At 66.1% G+C, this 26,075-nt stretch carries 26 protein-coding genes; 7 read left to right on the forward strand and 19 right to left on the reverse strand.

Features of this window, described 5'->3' with window-relative positions:
- Positions 1 to 15 precede the first annotated feature (15 nt).
- Positions 16 to 987 (forward strand): LLM class F420-dependent oxidoreductase, encoded by a 972-nt coding sequence (locus tag AWC31_RS14925; RefSeq protein ID WP_085145467.1) that lies wholly within the window; start codon positions 16 to 18, stop codon positions 985 to 987.
- A gap of 44 nt (positions 988 to 1,031) precedes the next feature.
- Complete coding sequence (locus tag AWC31_RS14930; RefSeq protein WP_085144948.1) at positions 1,032 to 2,519, forward strand: flavin-containing monooxygenase; 1,488 nt, start codon at positions 1,032 to 1,034, stop codon at positions 2,517 to 2,519.
- Between the two features lie 107 nt (positions 2,520 to 2,626).
- Here the strand turns inward: AWC31_RS14930 and AWC31_RS14935 are convergent, their stop codons facing one another.
- Complete coding sequence (locus tag AWC31_RS14935) at positions 2,627 to 3,367, reverse strand: AraC family transcriptional regulator (protein ID WP_234816863.1); 741 nt, start codon at positions 3,365 to 3,367, stop codon at positions 2,627 to 2,629.
- Between the two features lie 45 nt (positions 3,368 to 3,412).
- Between AWC31_RS14935 and AWC31_RS14940 the strand changes: the two genes are divergently transcribed.
- Positions 3,413 to 3,775, forward strand: coding sequence for a DUF4345 domain-containing protein (locus AWC31_RS14940; protein WP_085144950.1), 363 nt, complete (start codon positions 3,413 to 3,415; stop codon positions 3,773 to 3,775).
- Between the two features lie 219 nt (positions 3,776 to 3,994).
- Here the strand turns inward: AWC31_RS14940 and AWC31_RS14945 are convergent, their stop codons facing one another.
- Both AWC31_RS14945 and AWC31_RS14950 read right to left on the reverse strand, forming a co-directional pair.
- Positions 3,995 to 5,110, reverse strand: coding sequence for an Rv3169 family protein (locus tag AWC31_RS14945; RefSeq protein WP_085144951.1), 1,116 nt, complete (start codon positions 5,108 to 5,110; stop codon positions 3,995 to 3,997).
- Positions 5,111 to 6,247 (reverse strand): phosphotransferase family protein, encoded by a 1,137-nt coding sequence (locus AWC31_RS14950; RefSeq protein WP_085144952.1) that lies wholly within the window; start codon positions 6,245 to 6,247, stop codon positions 5,111 to 5,113.
- Between the two features lie 45 nt (positions 6,248 to 6,292).
- On the opposite strand from AWC31_RS14950, the gene AWC31_RS14955 reads away from it, so the two are divergent.
- Genes AWC31_RS14955 through AWC31_RS14970 form a run of 4 tightly spaced genes read left to right on the forward strand, consistent with a single transcriptional unit; the run spans position 6,293 to position 9,064 of the window.
- Positions 6,293 to 6,898 (forward strand): TetR/AcrR family transcriptional regulator, encoded by a 606-nt coding sequence (locus tag AWC31_RS14955; RefSeq protein WP_067856591.1) that lies wholly within the window; start codon positions 6,293 to 6,295, stop codon positions 6,896 to 6,898.
- Between the two features lie 33 nt (positions 6,899 to 6,931).
- Positions 6,932 to 7,336, forward strand: coding sequence for a YybH family protein (locus tag AWC31_RS14960; protein ID WP_085144953.1), 405 nt, complete (start codon positions 6,932 to 6,934; stop codon positions 7,334 to 7,336).
- Positions 7,333 to 8,007, forward strand: coding sequence for a PIG-L deacetylase family protein (locus AWC31_RS14965; protein WP_085144954.1), 675 nt, complete (start codon positions 7,333 to 7,335; stop codon positions 8,005 to 8,007). The genes AWC31_RS14960 and AWC31_RS14965 overlap by 4 nt, the downstream gene beginning before the upstream one ends.
- Before the next feature lie 19 nt (positions 8,008 to 8,026).
- Positions 8,027 to 9,064 (forward strand): zinc-dependent alcohol dehydrogenase family protein, encoded by a 1,038-nt coding sequence (locus AWC31_RS14970; RefSeq protein WP_085144955.1) that lies wholly within the window; start codon positions 8,027 to 8,029, stop codon positions 9,062 to 9,064.
- On the opposite strand, the gene AWC31_RS14975 is transcribed toward AWC31_RS14970, so the two are convergent.
- The 16 genes from AWC31_RS14975 to AWC31_RS15050 all read right to left on the reverse strand — a co-directional run bounded on the left by AWC31_RS14975 (position 9,061) and on the right by AWC31_RS15050 (position 26,011).
- Complete coding sequence (locus AWC31_RS14975) at positions 9,061 to 9,828, reverse strand: enoyl-CoA hydratase (protein WP_085144956.1); 768 nt, start codon at positions 9,826 to 9,828, stop codon at positions 9,061 to 9,063. The genes AWC31_RS14970 and AWC31_RS14975 overlap by 4 nt on opposite strands.
- A 95-nt stretch (positions 9,829 to 9,923) precedes the next feature.
- On the reverse strand, positions 9,924 to 11,489 hold the full coding sequence (gene nuoN, locus AWC31_RS14980; protein WP_085144957.1) for an NADH-quinone oxidoreductase subunit NuoN: 1,566 nt from the start codon (positions 11,487 to 11,489) through the stop codon (positions 9,924 to 9,926).
- A 2-nt stretch (positions 11,490 to 11,491) separates the two neighbouring features.
- Positions 11,492 to 13,078, reverse strand: a complete 1,587-nt coding sequence (locus AWC31_RS14985; RefSeq protein WP_085144958.1) for an NADH-quinone oxidoreductase subunit M — start codon at positions 13,076 to 13,078, stop codon at positions 11,492 to 11,494.
- The gene (gene nuoL / locus AWC31_RS14990) at positions 13,072 to 14,952 is read right to left on the reverse strand and encodes an NADH-quinone oxidoreductase subunit L (protein ID WP_085144959.1); all 1,881 of its coding nucleotides are present in this window, start codon (positions 14,950 to 14,952) and stop codon (positions 13,072 to 13,074) included. The genes AWC31_RS14985 and nuoL overlap by 7 nt, the downstream gene beginning before the upstream one ends.
- A 7-nt stretch (positions 14,953 to 14,959) precedes the next feature.
- On the reverse strand, positions 14,960 to 15,259 hold the full coding sequence (gene nuoK, locus AWC31_RS14995; RefSeq protein ID WP_085144960.1) for an NADH-quinone oxidoreductase subunit NuoK: 300 nt from the start codon (positions 15,257 to 15,259) through the stop codon (positions 14,960 to 14,962).
- A 7-nt stretch (positions 15,260 to 15,266) separates the two neighbouring features.
- Positions 15,267 to 16,052: an NADH-quinone oxidoreductase subunit J gene (locus AWC31_RS15000; RefSeq protein ID WP_085144961.1), complete on the reverse strand. Its 786-nt coding sequence runs from the start codon at positions 16,050 to 16,052 to the stop codon at positions 15,267 to 15,269.
- The gene (nuoI, locus tag AWC31_RS15005; RefSeq protein ID WP_085144962.1) at positions 16,049 to 16,573 is read right to left on the reverse strand and encodes an NADH-quinone oxidoreductase subunit NuoI; all 525 of its coding nucleotides are present in this window, start codon (positions 16,571 to 16,573) and stop codon (positions 16,049 to 16,051) included. The genes AWC31_RS15000 and nuoI overlap by 4 nt, the downstream gene beginning before the upstream one ends.
- A complete protein-coding gene (gene nuoH, locus AWC31_RS15010; RefSeq protein WP_085144963.1) occupies positions 16,566 to 17,789 on the reverse strand; it encodes an NADH-quinone oxidoreductase subunit NuoH in 1,224 nt (407 codons plus the stop codon). Before nuoH ends, nuoI begins: the two co-directional genes overlap by 8 nt.
- Entirely contained in the window at positions 17,786 to 20,173 is a 2,388-nt protein-coding gene (locus AWC31_RS15015) for an NADH-quinone oxidoreductase subunit G (protein WP_085144964.1), read from the reverse strand. The genes nuoH and AWC31_RS15015 overlap by 4 nt, the downstream gene beginning before the upstream one ends.
- Positions 20,174 to 20,265: 92 nt before the next feature.
- Positions 20,266 to 21,618 carry an NADH-quinone oxidoreductase subunit NuoF gene (gene nuoF, locus AWC31_RS15020; protein WP_085144965.1) on the reverse strand — a complete coding sequence of 451 codons (1,353 nt, stop codon included), beginning with the start codon at positions 21,616 to 21,618 and terminating at the stop codon, positions 20,266 to 20,268.
- Positions 21,615 to 22,481: an NADH-quinone oxidoreductase subunit NuoE gene (nuoE, locus tag AWC31_RS15025; protein WP_067856629.1), complete on the reverse strand. Its 867-nt coding sequence runs from the start codon at positions 22,479 to 22,481 to the stop codon at positions 21,615 to 21,617. Before nuoE ends, nuoF begins: the two co-directional genes overlap by 4 nt.
- Positions 22,478 to 23,815: an NADH dehydrogenase (quinone) subunit D gene (nuoD, locus tag AWC31_RS15030; protein ID WP_085144966.1), complete on the reverse strand. Its 1,338-nt coding sequence runs from the start codon at positions 23,813 to 23,815 to the stop codon at positions 22,478 to 22,480. The genes nuoE and nuoD overlap by 4 nt, the downstream gene beginning before the upstream one ends.
- Positions 23,815 to 24,531, reverse strand: a complete 717-nt coding sequence (locus AWC31_RS15035) for an NADH-quinone oxidoreductase subunit C (RefSeq protein WP_085144967.1) — start codon at positions 24,529 to 24,531, stop codon at positions 23,815 to 23,817. Before AWC31_RS15035 ends, nuoD begins: the two co-directional genes overlap by 1 nt.
- Complete coding sequence (locus AWC31_RS15040; protein WP_067856638.1) at positions 24,528 to 25,082, reverse strand: NuoB/complex I 20 kDa subunit family protein; 555 nt, start codon at positions 25,080 to 25,082, stop codon at positions 24,528 to 24,530. Before AWC31_RS15040 ends, AWC31_RS15035 begins: the two co-directional genes overlap by 4 nt.
- On the reverse strand, positions 25,073 to 25,441 hold the full coding sequence (locus AWC31_RS15045) for an NADH-quinone oxidoreductase subunit A (protein WP_067856642.1): 369 nt from the start codon (positions 25,439 to 25,441) through the stop codon (positions 25,073 to 25,075). Before AWC31_RS15045 ends, AWC31_RS15040 begins: the two co-directional genes overlap by 10 nt.
- A gap of 171 nt (positions 25,442 to 25,612) precedes the next feature.
- The gene (locus tag AWC31_RS15050) at positions 25,613 to 26,011 is read right to left on the reverse strand and encodes an Rv3143 family two-component system response regulator (protein WP_067856644.1); all 399 of its coding nucleotides are present in this window, start codon (positions 26,009 to 26,011) and stop codon (positions 25,613 to 25,615) included.
- Positions 26,012 to 26,075 lie beyond the last annotated feature (64 nt).

Raw genomic sequence — 26,075 nt, forward strand, 5'->3', positions numbered from 1 at the left:
CACGGCGTGAAGGTCATGACGGCGTTGTTCGGGCCGATGGATGCAATTGAGCGGGCGCAAGCCCTGCGCGAGGCCGGGGCGAGCGGGGTGTTCACGTTCGAAGGCCCGCACGATGTGTTCGCGCCGCTGACTCTGGCCGCCACGGTGGGTGGACTCGACCTCATGACCAATGTGGCAATCGCATTTCCGCGCAACCCGATTCATCTGGCACACCAGGCGATCGACCACCAGCTGCTGTCCGGCGGCCGGTTCACCCTCGGACTGGGCACGCAGATCCGCACGCAGATCGAGAAACGGTTCGGCGCCGACTTCGACCGGCCGGTGGCCAGAATGAGCGAACTCATCGGGGCGCTGCGAGCCATCTTCGCCGCATGGCAAACCGGCGAGCGGCTTGATTTCCGCGGCGAGTTCTACCGGCACACGCTCATGACGCCCACGTTCAGCCCCGGCGCCAACCCGTACGGTCCGCCACCGATCTACGTCGGTGCGCTCGGGCCTCGGCTCACCCGCGCCACCGCCGAGCTGGCCGACGGCCTGCTGGTGATGCCGTTCGGCTCCAAGCGGTTCTTGAACGAGGTGACGATGCCTGCGGTGCGTGCCGGCCTGGCCGCCGCGAACCGCGATCCGGACGCCTTCGCCGTCGTGCCGGAGATCATTGTGTCGGTCGGCGACGACCACGACGCGGCACGCCGGCTGCTGGCGTTCTACGGGTCCACCCCGGCGTATCGGCCGGTGCTCGACGTGCACGGCTGGGGTGAGTTGCAGCCCGAGTTGAACGCGCTGTCCAAGCAGGGCCGCTGGCTGGAGATGGGTTCGCTGATCGACGACAAGGTGCTGCACACCATCGCGGCATGCGGTAGCCCCGCCGAGATCGCCACACACATCGCCGATCGGGTCGCCGGTGTGTCGGACCGGATCTGTCTGTACCAGCCCGGTCCGATCGCGGTGGATTCGCTCGCGCAGATCGTTGACGCGCTGGCCACCTGAGCACCTAATGTGGTGGTACGCAGCGGGACCAAAGGAGGTTCGCCATGGGTGCCAACGAGCCGGGAGACCCGGAATATTCGGACGTGCTCATCGTCGGCGCGGGCATATCGGGATTGGGCGCGGCCTACCGCATCCACGAGAAATGCCCAGGGTTGACCTACACGCTGCTGGAACGCCGTGCACGCATCGGCGGCACCTGGGACCTGTTCCGCTATCCGGGCATTCGGTCCGACAGCGACATCTTCACGCTGAGTTACCCGTACGAGCCGTGGACCCGGCCCGAGAACGTGGCCGACGGCGCCGATATTCGCGAATACCTCACGCAGACAGCCCACAAGCACGGCATCGACCGTCATATCCGGTTCAACACCCATGTGCTGTCGGCGGATTGGGACTCGGCCACCGATACCTGGACCCTGCACACCGAACGGGACGGTGAAGCCAAGGACTACCGCGCGCGGTTCGTGTTCTTCGGTACCGGTTATTACAACTACGACGAGCCGTACACCCCGGAGTTCCCCGGCATCGAGAACTTCCGCGGCGACGTCGTGCACCCGCAGTTCTGGCCCGAGTCGCTGGACTACACCGGCAAGCGCGTCGTCGTCATCGGTAGCGGCGCCACGGCCATCAGCCTGATCCCGGCGCTCGCCAAACAGGCCGGGCACGTGACGATGCTGCAGCGTTCACCGACCTACATGATGTCGATGGCCCGGATCGACCTGATGGTGCAGGCCATCCGGAAAATATTGCCGCGCAGGCTGTCTCATCAAGTCGTGCGGTTCCGCAACGCGATGGTGCACGTGTTGATGTACTTCTTCTTCCGCAAGGCGCCCAAGGCGGGGCGGTGGCTGATCCGCAACCGGAACACGGCCGCGCTGCCGCCGGGTTACCCGGTCGACGTCCATTTCAAGCCGCGCTACAACCCCTGGGATCAGCGCATGTGCCTTGTCCTCGACGGCGACCTGTTCGAGCACATCAGCGACGGCCGTACCGAAGTGGTGACCGATCACATCGACCACGTCGACGCCGACGGCATCGTCCTCAAGTCCGGCAACCGCATCGACGCCGACGTGATCGTCACCGCCACCGGGCTGCAACTCCAGGCACTCGGCGGTATCGCACTGCGGGTCGACGGCACCGAGGTCAAGCCGACCGAACGGTTCGTTTACAAAGAATTCCTCCTCGAAGATGTCCCCAACATGGCGTGGTGCATCGGCTACACCAACGCGTCATGGACGCTGCGCGCCGACATGACGGCACGTGCGGTCGCGAAGCTGTTGGCGTACATGGGTTCTCACGGCTACACCCATGCCTACCCGCACAAGGGCGCGGTCCCCATGCCGGAGAAACGGACGTGGGACCTCGAGGCGGGCTACATCCAGCGATCCGAACATGCGTTGCCGCGCTCCGGAACCCGACGTCCATGGCACGTCCGCCACAACTACATTCTCGATGCCATCGACCACCGGTTCGACCGCATCGAGGAGTCGATGGTCTTCGGCCGCGCCCCCGCCGCGCAGTCCGTCGCCTAGTTTTTTCTGGGTGCTTGGCACCGCGGGTGCCTTGGGGCGTTGGCACCGCGAGCGACCGTGTTTGTACGCCGACACGCCGTGAATCCCCGACATTCAGCGGTCGCTCGTCACGGTATCCGGACCGTCAAGCCCGTCGCGAGAAGCTGTGTCGCAGAAAGCCCGAACGTCGTCTTGAACCGGTCGGCGAGGTGTGACGGGCTGGCGAAGCCCGCCGCGACGGCGGCAGTGGTGAGGTTCCGCCCGGCAGCGATCTCGGCGCCCGCCCGTAACAGCCGACTCCACAGCCGGTAGCGGCGCAGACTCGAACCGATCTCCTGCCGGAACAGATGCAGGAACCGCGATTCGGACAGTCCCACCGTCGCCGCCAGCTCGCGGGCCGACACATCAGCGGCAGGATCTTCGCGAATCTGCTTGGCGGCCACCTCAATACGTGGATCGATATCGTGCACCGCCGATGGCGCCGCCGTGTCCAACCAGCGCAGTGCGGCACGGTCGTCGTCCGGTGGTACCAGCAGCAGGTCCTCGGCCCGGTGGCCGACCCCAATGCCGTGATGCGTCGCGTCGAACTGCTGCCGGCACGATGCCGCGCGGTGTGAGGCTGGATCCAGGTAGCAGGACACGAGGGGTCCGGTCATCACGAGGTGATGGGTCAATCGCGGTGGGATCAGCACCGTCCGCGCGACGACCATCTCGCCATCGACAATCACCGTCAACGGCGCGTCGACGCCTACTGCCAGACACCACACCGATCCGGAGTGCGGTTCCAACCCCAGGCCGGGCCCGGAGTAAAGAGCCTGCCCCGGCCACAGCCACACCGCCGGATAGCAGGTTTGTGGAAGCGCTGACATGGATTCAGTCTGCATGCTGATCGGACAACTGATCAGGAGGCTACCGTGGTTGTCGCAGTGATCGTCGTCGGGGTGTTCTTCCTCGGCATGGGTGTGTACGCGTTGGCCGCTCCGCAGGCGATGCTGCGTCCGTTCGACTACACGCTCAAAACGGGGGCGTCTCGTGCGGAAGTGCGTGGTGTGTATGGCGGTTTCGGCCTCGCGATCTCGGCGGTGCTGGCCTATGCGGCCGCCACGCCGGGGGACATACGGACGGGGATCCTCGTTACCGTCGGCGCTGCCCTGGCCGGAATGGCAGTCGGCCGTAGCGTCTCGGCGATTTTCGATGAACGGACCGCGTTCTACCCCAACTGGTTCTACTGCTTGGTCGAGGTCGTCGGTGCGGCGGCCTTGTTCTGGGCGGCGTGATGGCTTGGGCGAGTGTGCTTAGGGCTTGGCGCGGTTGTCACGCCAGAGTGACGTGGGTGGTCGAGAGTCACGCTGGCGTGACAATGGGCGGGGGATAGGCCCGTCAAGCGTGTGCTTAGGGTGCAGTTGTCACGCCAGAGTGACGCGCGCGGTCGAGCGCCACGCTAGCGTGACAATCCGCGGAAAAGTGACAATCCGCGAAAACTTGCAATCACGCAGCTATGGCGCGACCGTCAACCAGTCGGCAAAACCTGACGGATCATGCCGCCCGAGCGCGCCATGCTCGAACAGCCCCCAACCCTCGGCCGGCGGAGTATCGCCTTCTGTGCACACCGCACGGCCGACATGGTCGATGACGCCGAACCCGGACCGGCCGATGATCGCCGGATCGTTCATGTCGTAGGTGAGTCGCTCGGTGAACTTCTCGCCCTTCCACACGCCGTGAATCCAGTCGGAGTCGCCGCCGTAGCCGCCGCCGACGTGAATCGGCACGGGCAGTTTGGATTCCACGTCGAACCGGACGGGCGAACCGTCGGCTGCGGTGGCGTCGATCGTGGCCCCGGTGGGAATACGAGTTCCCGACCGGTAGTGAATCTTGATGCGCGGCCAACCAAGCTGCTCGATACGGCCGTCCTTCCAGATCCTCGTGCAGTCGTTGAGCGATCGGAACCCGTTTGGCTCCTCCTGGATGATGATGACGATCGAGAACTCGTCGAACGCCATCGGCACGTACAGCCACCACATGCCCTCGAACGGTGGATCGGCGGGTCGGCCCGCGGGCTCGGCCTCACCGATCGGGCGGATGCCCCATGACCGGTCGCGTGATCCGATCCAGCTGGCGGGGTCGACGGCGATGCGCTCGCCGTCGATCGTCAAATGTCCGCTCCACGAACCAAATTGAGCGAACCGCTGAGCGTTCAGGGTGACTCGGTTACCCGAGCGCAGGATGTGCGGTTGTTCCTGGACGACGTCGAACAACCCGTTCCACGCGAAATCGGCCGAGATGCCCTCGGTCTCGTCGAGTGTGATACGCAGCTTGTGCAGCGGTTGCTCGACGTCGACGCGGTAGCCCATCACGTGCTGGTTGAGCCGGTCCTGGTCGATCGCATCGGACAGATGCACAGCGGTCTGGGTGTCGCCGCGGCGCACCAGCAGAAACGCATCCTTCACCCCGAGGTTCGGGTAATAGCCGATGCCCGTGATGACGAAGATGTCGCCGGTGCGGTCATGCGCGTTGAAGTATGAGCGGTCGTAGAAGTTCCGGTCGGACGAGCCTGGCCACGCGATCGGCTGCGGAACCTGGTGTACCGGAAACTCATCCATCGGCCCGAGCATCTAGGACTCCTCGATCAGTCGGCGCAGCAGAGACGCGTGGTAGAAGGTCGACTCGACGTCGTCGGGCTTTTCCATCTCGCCGAACCGCACCCTGCGGGCCGACGTTCGCATGAACACGCAACACCAGATCACCCCGGAGTAGATGTAGAACCACTTCAGGTCGCCGAGCCGGGCGCCGGTCAGTTCCTGGTAGGTGGCCCGCACATCGTCCTCGCGCATGACATCGGGCAGTCCGGGCAGCCCGGCCAAGCCGGACAGTTCCTGGAACACCATGTGCGCGAAGATGATCCAGGCCACGTCGAGTTCACGGGGGCCGACGGTGGCCATCTCCCAGTCCAGCACCGCGACCGGCCGGAAGTCGTCGTAGAGCACGTTGCCGATGCGTGAATCACCCCATGCCAGCACCGGTTCGGAGGCGGCGACGTCCTCCGGGAAGTGCTCTTGGAGCCATGCCAGCGCCTGTTCGACCAGCGGGGAACGCCCGATGTCGGGGACGGAGAACTCGTACCATTCCTTGAGCCAGCCGAAGTGCCGGTGCAGCGGGGTGTCGCCGGGCGGGTCCACTTCGGTGAGGAACCCGAACCGGTTCTGCGCGTCGGGAATCGAATGCAGCTTGGCCAGCACGGCTACAGTGCTGTCCTGAAGTTCGCGACGCCGTTCGGCCGGTGCGTCGAAGAACCAGTTGTCGCCGAACGTATAGGGCATCACGTCGGGCGGCACGACGCCGTCGACACGGTCCATGAGGAAGAACGGCGTCCCCAGCACCGCGCCGGTGGTCTCCAGCCAGCGCACCCGCGGGACCGGGACGTCGGTGAGTTCGGCGACCTGACGCATCAGCTCGAATTGGTGATCGAGCCGGTACGACGAGAACACCGGGACGTCCTCGTCGGTCGGTGCGACGCGCGCGACGAGGCGCTGCTCGACGGGTGAGCCGTCCTCGTCCCAGCGTGCGGTGAGCAGGATGGTCTCCGACGACATGCCGTTGGAATCCACCCCGCTCTCGACGGTGACCTGTGGGTTGGCCCCGCCGGGCAACACCGTCGAGAGCCAGTCCGCCAGAGCGACCGGCAGGGTGGTGACGTCGCGACTCGAATGCTGCAGGCGGCTGACATCTTCGACAGCCGGTTCATGTGCCATGCGATTCTTCCTTACGACCGCAATTACGATACTGTTAGTAGCGTTATGAAAGCAGAGCCATCAATCGTTGGCAAGACTGCCGGCGCAGGACGTCCCCGCGACCCACGTATCGACGCTGCCATATTGCGCGCCACCGCGGATCTGCTTGTGGAAATCGGTTATTCGAACGTCACGATGGGCGCCGTCGCGGAACGGGCCCAGACCACGAAGACAGCGCTGTACCGGCGCTGGTCGAGTAAGGCCGAGCTCGTCCATGAAGCGGTGTTCCCCGCCGCCCCGACCGCGCTTGCCACGCCCGCCGGCGACATCGCCGCCGACGTCCGCGCGATGATCGGCGCGGCTCGCGACGTGTTCACCAGCCCGGTGGTGCGCGCCGCGTTGCCCGGGTTGGTGGCCGACGTCGCCGCGGATGCGGATCTCAACGCCCGGGTGATGGGTCGGTTCACCGACATGTTCGCCGCCGTACGGGAGCGCATCGTTGACGGCATCGCACGCGGCGAGGTCCACGCCGACGTGGACCCTGATCGGCTGGTCGAGATCATCGGCGGGGCCACCATGCTGCGGATGCTGCTGTGGCCCGATCGGGACCTCGACGACGACTGGGTGGCGCAGACCGCGGCGATCGTGGTGCATGGCGTCACCAAGGGTTGACCTCAATCACTGTTCAGGTTTCACACTGGACGTGTGAACGCGAAAGATGAACAGGACATCAAGGCCGTCATCGCCGCGACCACCGATTTGTGGATCGCGCACGATATGGACCGGTGGGGTGAGTACTTCACCGACGACTCCGATTTCGTCGCGCACAGCGGGCGGTGGTGGACCTCGCGGGACGCCAACGTCGCCGGCCATAAAGACGTCCCGGAATCCGTTGTCGCACAAAAGCGCAACTACCGCCAGCAGGTCGTCTCGGTCGCCGACGTGGCGCCGGGTGCGGTGCTGGTACACACGCACTGGTCTTGGCCCGACCATGTGCAGCCCGGAGCGGATGCGCAGGACCGGTCCGGCATCATTACCTATGTAATGGTCAAGCGGAACGGCCAGTGGCTGATCCGCGCCGCCCACAACACCCGAGTGAGCCAGCCATGAATATCCAGCCCTTTCCGACAGATTGGCGTACTGCACTGGTCCTGGTGCCGCATCCCGACGACCCCGAATACGGAATCGGTGCGGCCGTGGCGAAATGGACGACTGAGGGCAAGTCCGTCCATTACGCGCTCGCATCACGCGGAGAGGCCGGTATCGCGGGAATGCCCGCCGAACAGGCCGGTCCGATACGCGAAGGTGAGCAGCGACGGTCCGCGGCGATCGTCGGGGTCGATGACGTGGTGTTCTGGGACTTCCCGGACAGCGCCATTCGCAACACTCCCGAACTGCGCGCCAAGATCGCCGAAACCATCACCGCGATCGCTCCCGATCTCGTCATCACCATTTACAGCGGGCCGAGTTGGGCTCCCGACGCACCCAACCAAAGCGATCACATCGAGTTCTCGCATGCCGTCGCGGCGGCTTTTGACAGCTTGGCCGCGCCGCCGCGGTGGCTGTTCGAGAACGGTCCGGAACCCACCCACGGCGAGGTGATCGACGACTATGTCGACGTCGCCGTGGATTCTCTTGCCGCGCACAAGGTTTACCTGGAGGTGCTCGACCCCGGCACACCCGTCATCGAGCAGGCACGTCGGCAGGTGGACATGTCGACACCGAAGAATTCCGAATTGGGCGGGCGCATCGCCGAGTTCATCCTCAAGCGACACCGCTGAGCGAACGTACGATCAGACGGTGCGTGCAGTCGTCTATCCCGAGGTCGGCGTGGTACCGGCAGTTGTCGACGTGGCCGACCCGGAGTGTGCCGACGATGGGGTGATCGTCGAGGTGGCGGCCACGGGGGTGTGCCGTTCGGATTGGCACGCCTGGCGCGGACACGATCCGGTGGAGTTGCCGATCATTCCCGGGCATGAATTCGCCGGTGTGATCGCGGCGGTGGGCGCCGACGTGTCCGGCTGGCAGGTCGGCGATCGGGTGACCACACCCTTCGTGCTCGGCTGCGGCCGCTGCGAATTCTGCCTCGCCGGTGACGCGCAGGTGTGTCCCGATCAGCTGCAGCCCGGTTTCACTCTGCCGGGCACGTTCGCGCAGCAGGTGGCGGTACCGCGTGCTCAGTTCAACCTCGTGCGCCTGCCCGACACCGTCTCGTTCGTCGCGGCAGCGTCGCTCGGGTGCCGGTTCGCCACGTCGTTCCGCGCGGTGGTGACACACGGACGGGTGCAGCCGGGGCAGTGGGTGGCGGTCCACGGCTGTGGCGGGGTTGGTTTGTCGGCGGTGATGATCGCGAAAGCGTTCGGAGCCAAGGTCATCGCGATTGACGTCAGCGCCGAGGCGCTGGCGATCGCTGGGCGCCTCGGCGCCGACGAGCTCGTCAATGGCGACGAAACCCCCGACACGGCAACCGAAATCGTGCGGCGAACCGGTGGCGTGCACATCGGGATCGATGCCGTCGGTCATCCCGCCCTCGCCGCGGCGTCGGTTTCCTCACTGCGCCGACGCGGCCGGCACATCCAGGTAGGCCTGCTGCTCGGAGCGGCCGCCCAGACCGCGTTCCCGATGGACCGGGTGATCGCGCAGGAGTTGGCGATCCTCGGATCGCACGGGATGCCTGCCGTCGACTATCCCGCGATGCTCGAACTCCTCGCGTCGGGTGCCCTGGATCCCGAGCAATTGGTGACACGCCGGATCGGACTCGACGGCGCCGGTGCTGCACTGGCGGATATGGACAACCCTGCCGGGCAGGGCATGACGATCATCGAACCGGGTGCTTAGCCGCCAATCTGGTTCCTGTTGCGTTGTGTGACGGCCCGGTACTGGTCGCCGAGTGCATCGAAGTCGCGTTTCTGGGCGCCGGCGATCTCCTGTTCGGCGGCCAGTGCGGGCGAGATGACGGGATCGGTGCCACGCACGTAGATCTCCTTGAGCCCGGCCATGATCGGACCGGGCACCTCCGCGATCTGACCGGCCAGTTCGAGGGCCCGATCCAGGAGTAGCGAGTGAGGAACCACCTCGGTCACCAGACCGAGGCGTTCGGCGCGCACCGCGTCGACAACCTCACCGGTCATCGACAGCCGGCGTGCCATCGCGGCCCCCACCACATGGGGAAGCCGAGCCGTCATACCGCCGCCCGGCAGGATGCCCACCCGAGCATGGGTGTCGGCGAACACGGCGCGCTCGGAGGCGATCAGGAAGTCACATCCCAACGCCATTTCCAGCCCGCCGGTGAACGTCGCACCGTTGATCGCCCCGATGATCGGTGTGCGCATCTGACCGGTCTTGGTGATGCAGTTGTGCGTCTGGAACCGCTCGAAATACTCGAGGCCGAGCGACTGCGCCTGCTTGAGGTCGATCCCCGCGCAGAAGGCGGGATCGGTTCCGGTCAAGACGACCGCCCGGACCGCCTCATCGGAATCGGCGGCGTCGAGCGCCATGTACAGCGCCTCGATCAACTCCGCGCCCAGCGCGTTACGCGCCTCCGGACGGTTCATCGTCACTACGCGGACGGCGCCGTGGTCGGCGGTCAGCAGGATGGTCATGGATCGAACGTAGCCCTCGGTCGCACGACCAGACGCTGAGGCACCCTGGATTGCGCATTCCCGGGTGCCTGCGCGTCTGCTCGCGCAGGGAAGGTTCAGCGCAGGAACGCCTCGGCGTTGTTGGCGAGGTCCAGCAATGGTTGTGGCAGTGCGCCGAGCACGAAGGTGACTGCCGCGGTGACGGTGACGACGGCGGTCGTGAGCCCGCTCGGCACCACCACCTCGGGTGCGTCGTCGGGCGGGTCGGTGAAGAACATCAACACGATCACCCGGACGTAGAAGTAGGCCGCGACCGCGCTGGCGATCACGCCGACGATCACCAACGGAATCGCCCCGCCTTCGCCCGCTGCCTTGAACACCGCGAACTTGCTGACGAATCCGCTCGTCAACGGGATACCGGCGAAGGCCAGCAGGAACAACGAAAACACTACGCCCACAAGAGGATAGCGGCGGCCCAGCCCCGCCCACGCCGACATCGCGGTCTCCTCGTCGCCGGCGGCGTTGCGCACGAGCCCCACCACCGCGAACGCGCCGAGTGTACTGAACCCGTAGGCGAACAGATAGAACAGCGTTGACGACACCCCGGCGGCATTGGCGGCGATCACGCCGGTGAGGATGAACCCCGAGTGCGCGACCGCCGAATACGCCAGCATGCGCTTCACGTCGTTCTGGGTGACCGCGGTGACGGTGCCGACCACCATGGTAAGGATCGCGATCGCCCACAGCACCGGCCGCCAATCGTCGCGTAGCTGGGGGAGCGCGACATAGAAGATACGCAGCATCGCGCCGAACGCCGCGATTTTGGTGGCGGCCGCCATGAACGCGGTGATCGCGGTGGGCGCTCCCTGGTACACGTCGGGTATCCACGAATGAAATGGCACCGCACCGACTTTGAACAACACCCCGACCAGCAGCAGACCCACGCCGATTAGCGCCAGCGGTGTGTTGCCGGCACCGGCATCGACCGCGTCGGCGATTCCGCCCAGGTCCAGCGTGCCCGAGTAGCCGTACAGCATCGCCGCGCCGTACAGGAAGAACGCCGACGAGAATGCGCCGAGCAGAAAGTATTTGAGCGCAGCTTCCTGTGACAGCAGCCGGCGCCGGCGGGCCAGCCCGCACAGCAGGTACAGCGGCAGCGACAGCACCTCGAGCGCGATGAACATGGTCAGCAGATCGTCGGCCGCCGGGAACAGCAGCATGCCGCCGATCGCGAACATGGTCAGCGGGAACACCTCGGTCTGCATCACACCGGTCTTGGTGGCGAGCTGCTCGGCGACGCTGCCGGCCACCGCCGAGGCCTGCGGCGTGAACCCGTCCAAACCTCGTGCACCGTCGGCTGTTTGGCTGACCTTCTCCCGTTCGGCGATCAGCAGGATTCCGAGAATGCCGACCAACGCGATCGTGCCTTGCAGAAACAGCGCAGGCGCGTCGAGCACGACCGCGCCCAGCACCGCCGGCTTGCCCGCCGTGCCGTGCAGGTCGCGGGCCACCAGCACCACGGCCACCACTGCCGCGACCAAGCCGCCCAGGGCGATGGTCACCTGGGCGGCGTAACGGGCTTGGCGGGGTGCGAACGCTTCGATGAGTACGCCGAGGACCGCCACGCCGAACACGATCAGCATGGGGGAGAGCAGGCCGTACTCGATGCTGGGTGTGACCATGTCTAGCGTCCCCCCTCTGCCACGGTCGGGGCACTCGGCGGTGGATCGGTCTCACCGATCGTGGTCATGGTGTGCTCGACGGCCGGGTTGATCACGTCGAGTGCGGGCTTGGGGTAGATGCCGAGCACGAGCAACAGGGCGATCAACGGTGCCACCACGACGAGTTCGCGCGGCACCAGATCGCGGATCCGATGCTCACCGTCCGCGAGGCCGTCGCGCACCGGGCCGGTCATCATCCGCTGATAAGTCCACAGAATGTAGACGGCCGAGAGTACGAGGGCTGTCGCGGCGAACACCGCGAGAACCGGATATCGCGTGAATGTCCCGATGAGAACCAGGAACTCGCTGATGAACGGCGCCAGCCCGGGCAGCGAGAGGGTGGCCAGGCCGGCGACCAGGAAGGTCCCGGCCAGCACCGGCGCCACTTTCTGGACTCCGCCGTAGGCGTCGATCAGGCGGGTGCCACGCCGGGACACGAGGAAACCAGCGATGAGGAACAGTGCGGCCGTGGATATTCCGTGGTTGACCATGTAGAGCGTCGAACCGGACTGTCCCTGACTGGTCATCACGAAGATCCCGAGGATGATGAACCCGAAATGCGATATCGACGTGTAGGCGATCAACCGCATGACGTCGACCTGACCGATCGCCAGGATTGCGCCGTACACGATGCCGATCACCGCCAACGTGATCACGACGGGACGGAAATATGTTGATGCGTCCGGGAACAACTGCAGGCAGTAGCGCAACATGCCGAACGTGCCGACCTTGTCCATGATCGCCATCATCAGCACCGCACTGGCCGGCGTGGCCTCCACTGCCGCGTCGGGCAGCCATCGGTGGAACGGCCACAGCGGTGCCTTGACCGCGAACGCGAACATGAAGCCGAGGAACAGGAAATTCGCGACGGCCGGGCTGATCACCATCTCACCGGATGAGACAGCCGCGACGATCTCGCGGAAGTCGAACGTCCCTGACGCGAACGCGTCGCTGCCCGCGGTCACCACGTACAGCCCGATCACCGCGGCCAGCATGACCAATCCACCGAACAGGTTGTACAGCAGGAACTTCACGGCCGCTCTGGACCGGTTCTCGCCGCCGAAGCCCCCGATCAGGAAGTACATCGGGATGAGCATCGCTTCGAAGAACACATAGAACAGCAGGATGTCCAGCGCGACCAGGGACATGAGCACCATGCCCTCGACGGCGAGCGTGAGTGCAAGGTAGGCCTGCACCGACCGGCCCGCCAACCCGGACTGCCCGGCGGCGTCGTTCCAGCCGGCGACGATCAGCAGCGGCACCAGGACGACGGTCAGCACGATCAGAGCCAGGGCGATGCCGTCGACCCCCAGGATGTACCCGGTCCCGAACGACGGTATCCAGCGGTGGGATTCGACGAACTGGTACTGCTCGCCGGCCGGATCGAAACCGACTGCGATCACGATGGTGAGGCCAAGGGCCGCCACCGAGATCGCCAGTGCGAGCCACTTGGCCAATGTCCGCTGGGCAGCAGGCAACAGCATGACGACTGCGGCTCCGATGGTCGGGGTCGCCCACAAGGCCGTCAGCCACGGGAAGGAATTCACCACAGTCGGACCGCCAGGATCGCCGCCACCACCAGGGCCGCGCCGCCGAGCATGGACAGCGCGTAACTTCGGGCGAACCCGGTCTGCAACTGCCGCAGGCCGTTCGAGGTTCGGCTCACCAGTGCGGCCAGCCCACCGGCGGCCCCGTCCACGCCCTTGTCGTCGACCACCACCATCGCCGCGGTCAAGGCCTGGCCACCCCGCATGAACACCGCCTCGTTGAATGCGTCGCCGTAGAGGTCGCGGCGCGCGGCCACGGTCAACTCCGAACCCTCCGGAATCTCGACCGGCACGGCCTGCTGCGCGTACATCCGGTAAGCCACGGCGATACCGATCGCCACGACTGCGAGCACCACGATGGTGACGACCCATACCGGGACCGCGTGATGGGCCTCGTGCGTGCCGACGACCGGTTCGAGCCAGTGCGACAGCGTGCCGCCGATGGCCAGTGCGCCACCTGAGACCACCGAGCCGATGGCCAGCAGGATCATTGGCCAAGTCATGACGGTAGGTGCCTCATGCGGATGTGCGCCGTCGGCCCAGCGCTTTTCACCGAAGAAGGTCATCAGCATGACGCGCGTCATGTAGAACGCCGTGATGCCCGCGCCCAATATGGCTGCACCGCCGAGGATTACGCCGCGGACACCGCCCGCACCCAGCGCGGCCTCGATGATGCCGTCTTTGGAGAAGAACCCGGCCAGCGGTGGCACGCCGATGATCGCGAGATATCCCAGGCCGAATGTCGCGAACGTTATCGGCAGGGCCTTGCGCAGGCCGCCGTAGCGGCGCATGTTGACCTCGTCGTCCATCGCGTGCATGACCGAGCCGGCGCCGAGGAACAGGCCGGCCTTGAAGAAGCCGTGCGTGAGCAGGTGCATGATCGCGAACGCGTATCCGGCCGGGCCGAGCCCGGCGGCGAGCACCATGTAGCCGATCTGGCTCATGGTCGAGGCGGCAAGGGCTTTCTTGATGTCGTCCTTCGCGCAGCCGATGATCGCGCCGAACAACAACGTGACCGCACCCACGAGCACGACGCCGGTCTGGGCCGCCGGCGCCAGATCGAAGATGGGCCCCGACCGCACGATCAGATAGACACCGGCTGTCACCATGGTGGCCGCGTGGATGAGCGCCGACACCGGTGTCGGACCTTCCATCGCGTCGCCGAGCCAGGACTGCAGCGGGACCTGGGCGGACTTGCCGCAGGCGCCGAGCAGCAGGAGCAGACCGATCGCGGTGAGTGTCGGTTCGGCGAGTGCCGGGGCGGATCCGAACACGGCGGCGAACGAGATCGAGCCGACGGAGGCGAACATGACCATCAGTGCGATGGCCAATCCCATATCGCCGACGCGGTTGACGATGAACGCCTTCTTGGCCGCGGTGGCGGCTGACGGCTTGTGCGACCAGAACCCGATCAGCAGGTAGGACGCCAGGCCGACACCTTCCCACCCGGCGTACAGGCCCAGGTAGTTGTCGGCGAGAACCAGCAGCAGCATGGCGGCGAGGAACAGGTTCAGATACGCGAAAAACCTTCTCCGGTCCGGATCGTGGGCCATGTAGCCGACCGAGTAGATGTGAATCAGCGAGCCCACCCCGGTGATCAACAGCACGAAACACATCGACAGTTCGTCGAGTTGCAGGCCGAAGTCGACCTGGAGGCCGGCCACCGGAACCCACGAGAACAGATTCTCGTGGACCGCGCGGTCCTCCCCGTGGCGCCCCAGCATGTCGACGAACAACAACGCGCCCACGACGAACGACGAGAGCGCGGCGGCGCAACCCAGCAGGTGCCCCCACCGGTCCGCGCGCCGGCCGGCCAGCAGCAGGATCGCTGCGCCCGTGATCGGCAGGTCGATCAGCAACCACACTGGAAGTGACATGGCGCCCTTAGTTCTTCAGCAGACTGGCGTCGTCGACCGAGGCCGACCGGCGGGTGCGGAAGATCGTCATGATGATGGCCAGGCCGATGACGACTTCGCACGCGGCGACCACCATGGTGAAGAACGCCACTACCTGACCGTCGAGGTGGCCGTGCATACGGGAGAATGCCACGAAGGCCAGGTTGGCCGCGTTGAGCATCAGCTCGACGCACATGAACATCACGATGGCGTTGCGCCGCAACAGAACCCCCGCCGCACCGATGGTGAACAGAAGCGCCGACAGATACAGGTAGTTGTCGGGATTCATCCTGGCATCACCCCTCCCCGTTCCTCGAATTGCTCATCGCCCGCTGCGGAAGGATCGAGCTGACCGATATCGCGGCGTCCGAACCGTCGGGCAGCCGCGCCGGGATGTCGACGGCATTGTGCCGCGCATAGACGCCGGGATTCGGCAACGGTGTCGGGTGTCCGCCGCCCTGGAATCGCTCGACGGCCAGCTCCCGCTGAGTTTTGCGGCGTTCGAAGCGCTCGCGGTGCGCGAGCACCATCGCCCCGAGTGCTGCGGTGATCAGCAGCGTGCTGGTCAACTCGAACGCCCACAGGTAGCGCGTGAAGATCAGTGCTGCCAGGCCTTCCACGTTGCCGCCGGCGTTGGCCTCGGCCAGGCCGGTGAACCCGGCGACCGAGACGTTGCCGATGCCCGCGATCAGGAGCACTCCGAAACCCACTCCGGCGGCCAGTGCCGCGACGCGCTGCCCGCGCAGGGTTTCCACGAGTGACTCCGACAGATCGACGCCGATGAGCATGAGCACGAACAAGAACAGCATCATGACGGCGCCGGTGTAGACGACGATCTGCACGACACCGAGGAACAGCGCGTCCTGGGCGATGTAGAGCACGGCGAGCACGATCATCGTGCACGCCAGAAACACCGCCGAGTACACGGCTTTCGGCGCGGCCACCACCCCGATCGCCCCGAGCACCGCGACCGCCCCGAGAATCCAGAACAGCACGGCCTCGGAGGTCGACGTGCGGGCCACACCGTCGACGGCGGCGAGCCGCGAAACATGCTCCGCCAGCAGCACCACCTCCGGCGTCATCGAACGTCCTCCGTGATCGGGGTGATCTTGCCCAGGTAGTAGTCGTCATCGGTGCTGCCGGGCGCCATCTCATGCGGCGGTGCCTGCATGCCCGGCTGCAGGGGAGCGAGCAGCTTGTCCTTGCCCCAGATCAGATCGGCCCGGTTGTCGTCGGCCATCTCGTATTCGTTGGTCATCGTCAACGCCCTGGTGGGGCAGGCTTCGATGCACAACCCGCAGCCGATGCAGCGCAGGTAGTTGATCTGGTACACCCGGCCGTAGCGTTCGCCGGGCGAAAAGCGTTCGCCCGCTGCGTTGTCGGCGCCTTCGACGAAGATCGCATCGGCCGGGCAGGCCCAGGCACACAATTCGCATCCGATGCACTTCTCCAGCCCATCGGGATATCGATTGAGCTGGTGGCGGCCGTGATAGCGCGGCGCGACCGGTCCGGGTTTCTCGGGATACTCCTCGGTGAGCGGCTTTTTGAACATCGAACCGAACGTCACCGCGAACCCAGCGAGCGCGTCGAGGAACTTAGGCATCAGCGGTCTCCTTGCTGGCAGCCGGCAGCGGTGGCACGGGATAGGCCCCCGAACTCTGCTGCGGCACCGGTTGAACAGTTCTGCGGCGCAGGGCTTTCCACAACGCCCAGGCAAGCACGACGATCGCGATCACGGCTGACGTGACCAGCCAGGTCGCCCAGTTGTGGTAGCCGTGTTCGCGCAGGCTGTGCGTGGTCGCGACGATCATGATCCAGGCCAGTGACACGGGTATGAGGACCTTCCAGCCCAGTGCCATGAACTGGTCGTAGCGCAGCCGGGGCAGTGTCGCGCGCAGCCAGATGTAGAAGAACATGAACGCCCACACCTTCGCGGTGAACCACAGCAGCGCCCACCAGCCGCTGTCGGCGCCGTCGATCATGTTGAATGGGAACGGTGCGTGCCACCCGCCGAGGAACATCGTCGTGGCGAGGGCCGAGACCGTGGTCATGTTGACGTACTCGGCGAGCATGAACATCGCGAACTTCAGCGACGAGTACTCGGTGTGGAATCCGCCGACGAGCTCACCCTCGGCTTCGGGCAGATCGAATGGGGCCCGGTTTGTTTCGCCGACCATCGACGTCACGTACACCAGGAATGACGGCAGCAGCAGGAAGACGAACCACGTACCGTCCTGCGCGGCGACGATGCCCGACGTCGACATCGTGCCCGCGTAGAGGAACACCGCGGCGAATGACAACGCCATCGCGATCTCATAGGAGATCACCTGCGCGCTCGAGCGCAGGCCGCCCAGCAGGGGATAGGTGGAGCCCGATGCCCAGCCGGCCAGCACGATGCCGTATACGCCGATCGAGGTGACCGCAAGGATGTAGAGCACCGCCACCGACAGGTCCGTCAACTGCAGCGGGGTGCGATGCCCGAACACCGACACCTCGCCGCCCATCGGGATGACCGCGAACGCCATGAACGCGGGGATCACCGAGATGACCGGGGCCAGTAGGTAAATGGGCTTGTCCACCCCGGCCGGGGTGAGGCCCTCTTTCAGCGCGAGCTTGATGCCGTCGGCCAGCGATTGGAGCAGGCCCCACGGGCCGACGCGGTTGGGGCCGGGCCGCATCTGCATGCGGCCCAGGACTTTACGTTCGATCAGAATCGCCGACAGCACCGTCAGGAGCAGGAACACGAAGATTGCGAGTGCTTTGGCGAGGATCAGCCACCACGGGTCGTGGCCGAACAGCGTCGGGTCCGGATGTGTCATGAGGTGGCCCGTCCGATCGATACCAGGGCGCCTGCCGTCACCCCGAGTTGGGCGTGCACGGCCGAGCCGGGGGAGTTCATCGGCAGCCACACCACGCGGTCGGCCATGTCGGTGATCGCCAGCGGCAGCGTGATCGCACCGCGGTCAGTGCTGACTGTCACCGGATCGCCATCGGCCGCGCCGATTTCGGCGGCGGTCGCCGCGGAGAGCCGCGCGACGGCCGGCCTGGCGGTTCCGGCCAGGTGCGGTTCACCGTCTTGCAGCCGGCCTGCGTCGAGCAGCATGCGCCAGCTGGCAAGTACCGCCTGACCGGGTCCGGGCTCGACCGGCTCGGCCGACGGCACCGTTGGTGCGGGTGCGCGCGCGCCGGTCCATGCCCCGAGACGGGTCAGTTCGGCGTCGGCGGCATCTGCGGTCGTGAGGCCGAGGTCGACGCCGATTTCGTCGGCGAGATAGTGCAGCACCCGCAGGTCCGGTATGGCGTTGGACTGCAGCGACGGCTTGAACGGCCGGAATCGGCCCTCCCAGTTGACGTATGCACCGGCCTTCTCCACCACCGGTGCGACGGGGAACACCACGTCGGCCAGATCGGTGACCGCGCTCTCGCGCAACTCGAGGCTCACCACGAACGGCGTCATGCGCAACGCGCTGAGTGCCAGCTCAGGATCGGGCAGATCGGCGATGTCGACGCCGCCGATCAGCAGGGCCGCGAGGTTGCCGTCGGCGGCTGCGGCGAGGATCTCGGCGCCGTCACGCCCTGGCGATCCCGGCAATTCTCCGGTGTTCCAGGCGTCGGCGGTCTGTGCGCGGGCGGTCGCATCGGCGACCGGACGGCCGCCGGGCAGCAGATTGGGCAGCGCACCGGCTTCCACTGCGCCACGCTCGCCGGCTCGCCGCGGAATCCACGCGAGCCGGGCACCGGTGCCGGCCGCAAGCCGCACGGCGGCGGACAACGCGCCCGGTGAGGTGGCCAGCCGTTCGCCGACGAGGATGACCGCACCCGGCCGGCGCAGCCGGTCGTCGTCGGCGAGGCTGTCCAGGGCCGCGGCTTCGCCGCCGGGCGCGGCGGGGATCAACGTGCCCGCCATCTTCGTCAGCCCGCGACTGGCGAACGGCGCCACCGACAGCACCCGAACCCCGTTCTTGCGGGCACCTTTGCGCAGCCGCAGGAACACGATCGGCGATTCTTCTTCGGGCTCGAAACCGGCAAGCAGCACCGTCGGCGCCTGTTCGAGTTCCGCGTAGCGCAGCGCCATCGCCGTACCGGCCACCTGCGCGGCCAGGAATTCGGCCTCCTCCGCGGAGTGCGGGCGCGAACGGAAGTCGATGTCGTTGGTGTTGAGCACCATCCGAGTGAATTTCGAGTACGCGTACGCATCCTGGACGGTGCACCGACCACCCACGAGCACGCCGGTGCTACCGGCCGCCGCGAGGAGTCCCGCTCCCGCCACACCGAGCGCTTCCGACCACGACGCCGGACGCAATGCCCCGTTGTCCCGCAGCAGCGGTGTGGTGATCCGATCGCCGACAGTCGCATAGGTGAAGGCCCAGCGGCCCTTGTCGCAGTTCCACTCCTCGTTGACCTCGGGATCGTCACCGGCCAACCGGCGCATGACTTTTCCACGCCGGTGGTCGGTGCGCTGCGCGCATCCCGACGCGCAGTGCTCGCACACGCTCGGACTCGAGACGAGGTCGAAGGGGCGGGCCCGGAACCGGTACGCGGTGCCGGTCAGTGCGCCCACGGGGCAGATCTGAACGGTGTTGCCGGAGAAATAAGACTGGAACGGCTCGCCGGGCGCGATGCCGACCTGCTGCAGCGCCCCTCGTTCGAGCAAGTCGATGAACGGATCGCCGGCGATCTGTGCCGAAAACCGCGTGCAGCGGGCGCACAGAACGCACCGCTCGCGGTCCAGCAGCACCTGGGACGAGATGTTGATCGGTTTGGGGAAGGTCCGTTTGACGTCTTCGAACCGGGTCTCCGGACGCCCGTTGGACATCGCCTGGTTCTGCAGCGGACATTCGCCGCCCTTGTCGCAGACCGGGCAGTCCAGGGGATGATTGATCAGCAGCAGCTCCATCACCCCGCGCTGCGCCTTGTCGGCGGCCTCGGAGCTGAACTGGGTGCGCACCACCATGTCCGGCATGACGGTGGTGGTGCACGACGCCATCGGTTTGCGCTGACCTTCGACCTCGACCAGGCACTGCCGGCACGCCCCGACCGGATCGAGAAGGGGGTGATCGCAGAACCGGGGAATCTGGACGCCCATCAGCTCGGCGGCGCGGATCACCAACGTGCCCTTGGGAACGCTGATCTCATGCCCGTCGATGGTCAGCGACACCATTTCCACCGGCGGGCTGTCCTTGGTCGGTTCGGCCAGCGTCATCGACGTGCCCCCTTTCCCTGCGCGAGAAGACGCGTGGGTACCCCTACCGGCGGCGTTTCGGGTACCTGCGTGTCTGCTCGCCGAATGAACATCTACACACCGACCTCTTCGGTCGCCATCAACGTCGAGGCGTGTGGATCGAATGGGCACCCGCCGCTCAGATGCGCCACGTATTCGTCGCGGAAGTGCTTGATGGACGACATGATCGGGCTCGCAGCGCCATCACCCAACGCGCAGAACGACTTGCCGAAGATCGTGTCGGAGATGTCCAGCAGCTTGTCGATGTCGGCCTCGGACGCTCCACCGATTCCCCGGTCGCTGCGCTCCTGCCCGCCGGACCCGTTCTCCAGCCGCGCATAGATCTGTGCGAGCCAGTAGGTGCCTTCGCGGCACGGCGTGCACTTGCCGCAGGATTCGTGCGCGTAGAACTGAGTCCAGCGGCGCACGGCCCGCACCACACACGTCGTCTCGTCGAAGATCTGTAATGCCTTGGTGCCCAGCATGGAACCCACCGACGCCATGCCTTCGTAATCCAGTGGCACGTCGAGATGTTCACCGGTCAGCAGCGGCGTCGAGGATCCGCCCGGTGTCCAGAACTTCAGGGTGTGTCCCGTTCGGATGCCACCGGCATAGCCGAGGAGTTCGCGCAGCGTGATGCCGAGCGGCGCCTCGTACTGTCCGGGCCGATTGACATGGCCCGACAGCGAATACAACGTGAAACCAGGGGATTTCTCCGATCCCATGGAGCGGAACCAGTCGACTCCGTTGACCAGGATGGGTGGGACGCTCGCGATGGATTCGACGTTGTTGACCACGGTCGGGCAGGCGTACAGGCCGGCGACGGCCGGGAACGGCGGCCGCAGACGAGGTTGTCCGCGCCGGCCTTCCAGGGAATCCAGCAGCGCGGTCTCCTCGCCGCAGATGTACGCGCCCGCGCCGGCGTGGACCGTCAGCTCCAGGTCGAACCCGGAATCGAGGATGTTCGAGCCGAGATACCCGGCGTCGTAGGCCTCGGCGACCGCGGCCTGCAGGCGCCGCAACACCGGAACCACCTCGCCGCGCACATAGATGAACGCGTGCTTGGCGCGGATCGCGTACGCCGCGATGATCACGCCCTCGATCAGGAAGTGCGGAGTGGTCAGCAGCAGCGGAATGTCTTTGCAGGTGCCGGGTTCGGACTCGTCGGCGTTGACCACCAGGTAATGCGGCTTCGCGCCGGCCCCTTCGTCGCCCTGGGGGATGAACGACCACTTCGTGCCGGTGGGGAATCCGGCGCCCCCACGGCCGCGCAGGCCGGAATCCTTCACGAGCGCGATCACATCGTCGGGTGCCATCGACAGGGCACGCTGCAACCCCTGATAGCCGTCGTGACGGCGGTAGGTGTCCAACGTCCACGGATCGGGTTCGTCCCAGAACCGGCTGAGTACCGGCGTCAGTGCGGTCATGAGCGCGAATCCGTTGCGTCCGGGTCGGTTTCGGTGGTGTTGGGCTCTGGCGGCACGGTCGCGGACGGCCCGGGCGCCGGCGCGTCCTGCGTGGCCTCCGCGGCCACCTGCTCGTCGTCGACGGTCTCCTCCGAGGACGCGGATGCGTTGCTGTCGGGTGCCGTCATGCCGCGTTCCCGCGCGACGCGCAGGCCCGCGAGTGTGGCATCGCCTGGCGCGCCGCCGGGTACGCGGGGGTCACCCAGCCCGGCCAGCGTGCGTGCGGTCTCGCGAAAGTTGCACAACGGCGCGCCGCGACTGGGTGCCGGTGCGTCACCGCTGCGCAGCCCGTCGACGAGATCGCGCGCCGACGAAGGAGTCTGGTTGTCGTAGAACTCCCAGTTGACCATCACGACCGGCGCGTAATCACAGGCGGCATTGCATTCGATGTGCTCGAGCGTGACCCGACCGTCGGCAGTCGTCTGTCCGGCGTGGATGTCCAGATGATCCTGCAGCGCGTCCAAAATCGCGTCGCCGCCCATGATCGCGCACAGCGTGTTGGTGCACACGCCGACGAGGTAATCGCCGGTAGGTGTGCGCCGGTACATCGAGTAGAACGTGGCCACCGCGGTGACCTCGGCCTCGGTCAGGCTCAATTGGTCGGCGCAGAAAGCGATTCCGGCGGGTGTCAGGTACCCGTCCTCGGCCTGCACGAGGTGCAGCAGGGGAAGCAGGGCTGATCGGGCATCAGGGTAGCGGGCGGTGATCTGCTCGGCGTCGGCGCGCAGGCGAGTCGTCACATCGTCGGGATATGCCACGGGCCCGTTGATCGGCGGGCCCGCTTCGTCGGGGCGCTGCCCCAGTTCCAGGAACACTTCTGTCACCTGTCAACCCCTCCCATGACCGGGTCGATCGACGCCACCGCCGCGATCGCGTCGGCCACCATGCCGCCTTCGCACATCGCCGCCACGGCTTGCAGGTTGGTGAACGACGGGTCGCGATAGTGCACCCGATACGGCCGGGTTCCGCCGTCGGAGACCATGTGCACCCCGAGCTCGCCACGCGGCGATTCCACCGCGACGTAGACCTGACCCGCCGGCACCCGGATGCCTTCGGTGACGAGTTTGAAGTGGTGTATCAGCCCCTCCATCGAGCGGCCCATGATCCGGGCGATGTGTTCGGGCGAGTTGCCCAAACCGTCCGGGCCGAGCTTGAGATCGGCAGGCCACGCCAGCTTCTTGTCGGTGATCATCACCGGTCCCGGGCCGAGCCGCTCCAACTTGTCCACGCACTGCTCGACGATCTTGAGCGACTCCCGCATTTCCTTCACACGAATGATGTAGCGGCCGTAGGAGTCACACCGGTCGTCGGTGATGACGTCGAATTCGTAGTTTTCGTAACCACAGTACGGTTGCGCCTTGCGCAGATCGTGTGGCAGGCCGGTGGATCGCAGCACCGGGCCCGTGATGCCGAGCGCGATGCAGCCGGTGAGGTCGAGGTAGCCCACGTCGACGGTGCGGGCCTTCCAGATGTAGTTCTCGTTGAGCAGATTCTCCAAGTCGCGCAGACGTTTCGGGAGCAGCTTGAGAAGGTCGCGTACCTGGCCGATCGCCTCGTCGGGCAGGTCGGCGGCCAGGCCGCCGGGCCGGATGTAGGCGTGGTTCATCCGCAACCCGGTGATGGTCTCGAAGACCCGCAGAATCTCCTCGCGTTCGCGGAAACCGTAGAACATCGCGCTCATCGCGCCGAGTTCCATCCCGCCGGTTGCCAATGCCACGAGGTGCGAGCTGATCCGGTTGAGCTCCATGAGCATCACGCGGATGACGCTGGCGCGCTCGGGGATGTCGTCGGTGATGCCGAGCAGCTTCTCGACCCCGAGGCAGTACGCGGTCTCGTTGAAAAACGGTGAGAGGTAATCCATCCGGGTGACGAACGTGACACCCTGGGTCCAGTTGCGGTATTCGAGGTTCTTCTCGATGCCGGTATGCAGATAGCCGATGCCACAACGGGCTTCGGTGATGATCTCGCCTTCGATTTCGAGGATCAGCCGGAGGACCCCGTGTGTCGACGGGTGCTGGGGGCCCATGTTGACGACGATCCGCTCGCCGGCCTGGGCGGCGGCGCTCGACCGGGCCGCGGCCACCACCTCGTCCCAGTCCGCGCCGCCCACGACGACGACTTTTTCTCCGCCCTCGGGCGGCATGGTTGAGGTGCTCATCAGTTGTAGGACCTCCGCTGATCTGGCGGTGGGATCTGGGCGCCGTGGTACTCCACCGGAATTCCGCCCAGCGGATAGTCTTTGCGCTGCGGATGGCCCACCCAGTCGTCGGGCATCTCGATGCGGGTCAGTGCCGGATGGCCGTCGAAGACGATGCCGAAGAAGTCGTAGGTCTCGCGTTCGTGCCAGTCGGTGGTGGGGTAGATCGCGTACAGCGACGGTATGTGCGGATCGGCGTCGGGTGCGGCGACTTCCAGCCTGATCCGCCGGTTGTGCGTGATCGACATCAGCGGATACACCGCATGGAGTTCGCGGCCGGTGTCGTCGGGATAGTGCACGCCGCTCACCCCGAGGCACAACTCGAAACGCAGGGCGGGATCGTCACGCAACACGCTTGCCACCGCGGGCAGTTGGACACGACTCACTTCGAGGGTCAACTCGTCGCGGTACACCACCACGCGCTCGATCGACACGGCGTAGCGTTCCTCGCCGAGGACCGCGGCCAGTTGGTCGACCACCTCGTCGAAGTAGCTGCCGTACGGCCGGGGAGAACTCCCCGGGAGGGCCACCGGACGGACGAGGCGTCCGTAGCCGGACGTGTCACCGGTGCCCTTGGCGCCGAACATGCCCCGCCGCACACCGATCACCTCGGGCGTGTCGCCGATCCCGTTCCGGATGCCGTTGGTGCCGTTGGAGGATTCGTTGGAGGTACTCACCGCAGCAACCCCTTGAGCTCGATGGTCGGGGTGACGGAGAGCGCGGCCTGTTCGGCTTCGCGGATGGCTTCCGCTCGGTTCACCCCGAGCGGCATCTGCTGAATCTTGTCGTGCAGCTTGAGAATTGCATGCAGCAGCATCTCCGGGCGGGGCGGGCAGCCGGGTAGGTAGATGTCCACCGGGACCACGTGGTCGACACCCTGGACTACCGCATAGTTGTTGAACATGCCGCCCGACGACGCGCACACACCCATCGCCAACACCCATTTCGGCTCGGCCATCTGGTCATAGATCTGCCGCAGTACCGGCGCCATCTTCTGGCTGACCCGGCCCGCGACGATCATGAGATCGGCCTGCCGCGGGGTGGCCGAGAACCGTTCCATGCCGAACCTGGCGATGTCGAACCGCGGCCCCGCCGTGGACATCATCTCGATCGCACAGCAGGCCAGGCCGAAAGTCGCGGGCCAAAGCGAGCCTTTGCGGACGTATCCGGCAACCGTCTCGACCGTCGACAGCAGGATCCCGCCGGGCAGCCGTTCCTCTAGTCCCAATTCAGGCCTCCTCGGCGCCAGACGTACGCGTACGCCACGAAGACTGTCAGCATGAACAACAGCATCTCCACCAGCGCGAACAGGCCGAGACTGTCGAACGCGACGGCCCACGGGTAGAGGAAGACGATCTCGATGTCGAACACGATGAACAACATCGCCGTGAGGTAGTAGCGGATCGGCATCCGTTGGCCGGTGGCCCCGGCCGCGCCGGCCGGCATCGGCTCGATACCGCATTCGTAGGCTTCGAGTTTGGCCCGGTTGTAGCGCCTGGGTCCGATGACGAGGGCGATCACCACGGACACGACGGCAAAGGCAGCCGCTATCGCTCCGAGAACCAGGATCGGCGTGTAGAGATTCATGCCTCGCGGTCGCTCCCTCGGTGGGCTGTCGATGTGAGCTAACCCACAGCCTAGCGAGGTTTGCGGCCCGTGCCACATATTTTGGTTAGTATCGTTTCATACCGCGGCAGCGCACAGCTGCGCCACAGCCGTGCCGTGAAGAACCAACGGCTACAGGGTAATTCGCTGGAATTACTGAACCGGGGCGCGCAACAGGCGCACGACCGCGTCGCCCAGCCGGATCGGATCGATCGGGTGGGGGACAGCGGCTTCGGCGCGCGACCAGCTCGCGAGCCAGGCATCGTCGGGACGTCCGGTGAGCACCAGGATGGGCGGGCACACGTCGAGTTCGTCCTTGAGTTGCTTGGCGACACCCATACCGCCGGCGGGTGTGGCTTCGCCGTCGAGGATCGCCAGGTCGAATCCGCCGGCGTCCATCTGCGAAATCACCATCGGCGCGGTGGCCACCTCGACGTAGGTGAGCTCCGGCAGATCGGGGTGGACGCGTTTGCCCAGCGCGAGTCGCACCTGTTCGCGGGTGCGTGGGTTGTCGCTGTACACAAGGATGCGCAGCGGCGCGGGGCCGGCCATGCCGCCGATGCTACTGCGTGCCGGGTCGGCGATCGGGCAACTCGCCGAATCCTGTTGCGCCGCT

It is taken from the genome of Mycolicibacterium wolinskyi, assembly GCF_002101965.1.
GTDB lineage: Bacteria > Actinomycetota > Actinomycetes > Mycobacteriales > Mycobacteriaceae > Mycobacterium > Mycobacterium wolinskyi.

Excerpts from the sequence above, each read along its gene's own strand:
- AWC31_RS14925 (WP_085145467.1), top strand. The coding sequence starts at position 16 with ATGACGGCGTTGTTCGGGCCGATGGATGCAATTGAGCGGGCGCAAGCC.
- AWC31_RS14930 (WP_085144948.1), top strand. The coding sequence starts at position 1,032 with ATGGGTGCCAACGAGCCGGGAGACCCGGAATATTCGGACGTGCTCATC.
- AWC31_RS14935 (WP_234816863.1), bottom strand. The coding sequence starts at position 3,367 with ATGTCAGCGCTTCCACAAACCTGCTATCCGGCGGTGTGGCTGTGGCCG.
- AWC31_RS14945 (WP_085144951.1), bottom strand. The coding sequence starts at position 5,110 with ATGCTCGGGCCGATGGATGAGTTTCCGGTACACCAGGTTCCGCAGCCG.
- AWC31_RS14950 (WP_085144952.1), bottom strand. The coding sequence starts at position 6,247 with ATGGCACATGAACCGGCTGTCGAAGATGTCAGCCGCCTGCAGCATTCG.
- AWC31_RS14955 (WP_067856591.1), top strand. The coding sequence starts at position 6,293 with ATGAAAGCAGAGCCATCAATCGTTGGCAAGACTGCCGGCGCAGGACGT.
- AWC31_RS14965 (WP_085144954.1), top strand. The coding sequence starts at position 7,333 with ATGAATATCCAGCCCTTTCCGACAGATTGGCGTACTGCACTGGTCCTG.
- AWC31_RS14975 (WP_085144956.1), bottom strand. The coding sequence starts at position 9,828 with ATGACCATCCTGCTGACCGCCGACCACGGCGCCGTCCGCGTAGTGACG.
- nuoN (WP_085144957.1), bottom strand. The coding sequence starts at position 11,489 with ATGGTCACACCCAGCATCGAGTACGGCCTGCTCTCCCCCATGCTGATC.
- nuoL (WP_085144959.1), bottom strand. The coding sequence starts at position 14,952 with ATGTCACTTCCAGTGTGGTTGCTGATCGACCTGCCGATCACGGGCGCA.
- nuoK (WP_085144960.1), bottom strand. The coding sequence starts at position 15,259 with ATGAATCCCGACAACTACCTGTATCTGTCGGCGCTTCTGTTCACCATC.
- AWC31_RS15000 (WP_085144961.1), bottom strand. The coding sequence starts at position 16,052 with ATGACGCCGGAGGTGGTGCTGCTGGCGGAGCATGTTTCGCGGCTCGCC.
- nuoI (WP_085144962.1), bottom strand. The coding sequence starts at position 16,573 with ATGCCTAAGTTCCTCGACGCGCTCGCTGGGTTCGCGGTGACGTTCGGT.
- nuoH (WP_085144963.1), bottom strand. The coding sequence starts at position 17,789 with ATGACACATCCGGACCCGACGCTGTTCGGCCACGACCCGTGGTGGCTG.
- AWC31_RS15015 (WP_085144964.1), bottom strand. The coding sequence starts at position 20,173 with ATGACGCTGGCCGAACCGACCAAGGACAGCCCGCCGGTGGAAATGGTG.
- nuoF (WP_085144965.1), bottom strand. The coding sequence starts at position 21,618 with ATGACCGCACTGACGCCGGTACTCAGCCGGTTCTGGGACGAACCCGAT.
- nuoD (WP_085144966.1), bottom strand. The coding sequence starts at position 23,815 with ATGAGCACCTCAACCATGCCGCCCGAGGGCGGAGAAAAAGTCGTCGTC.
- AWC31_RS15045 (WP_067856642.1), bottom strand. The coding sequence starts at position 25,441 with ATGAATCTCTACACGCCGATCCTGGTTCTCGGAGCGATAGCGGCTGCC.
- AWC31_RS15050 (WP_067856644.1), bottom strand. The coding sequence starts at position 26,011 with ATGGCCGGCCCCGCGCCGCTGCGCATCCTTGTGTACAGCGACAACCCA.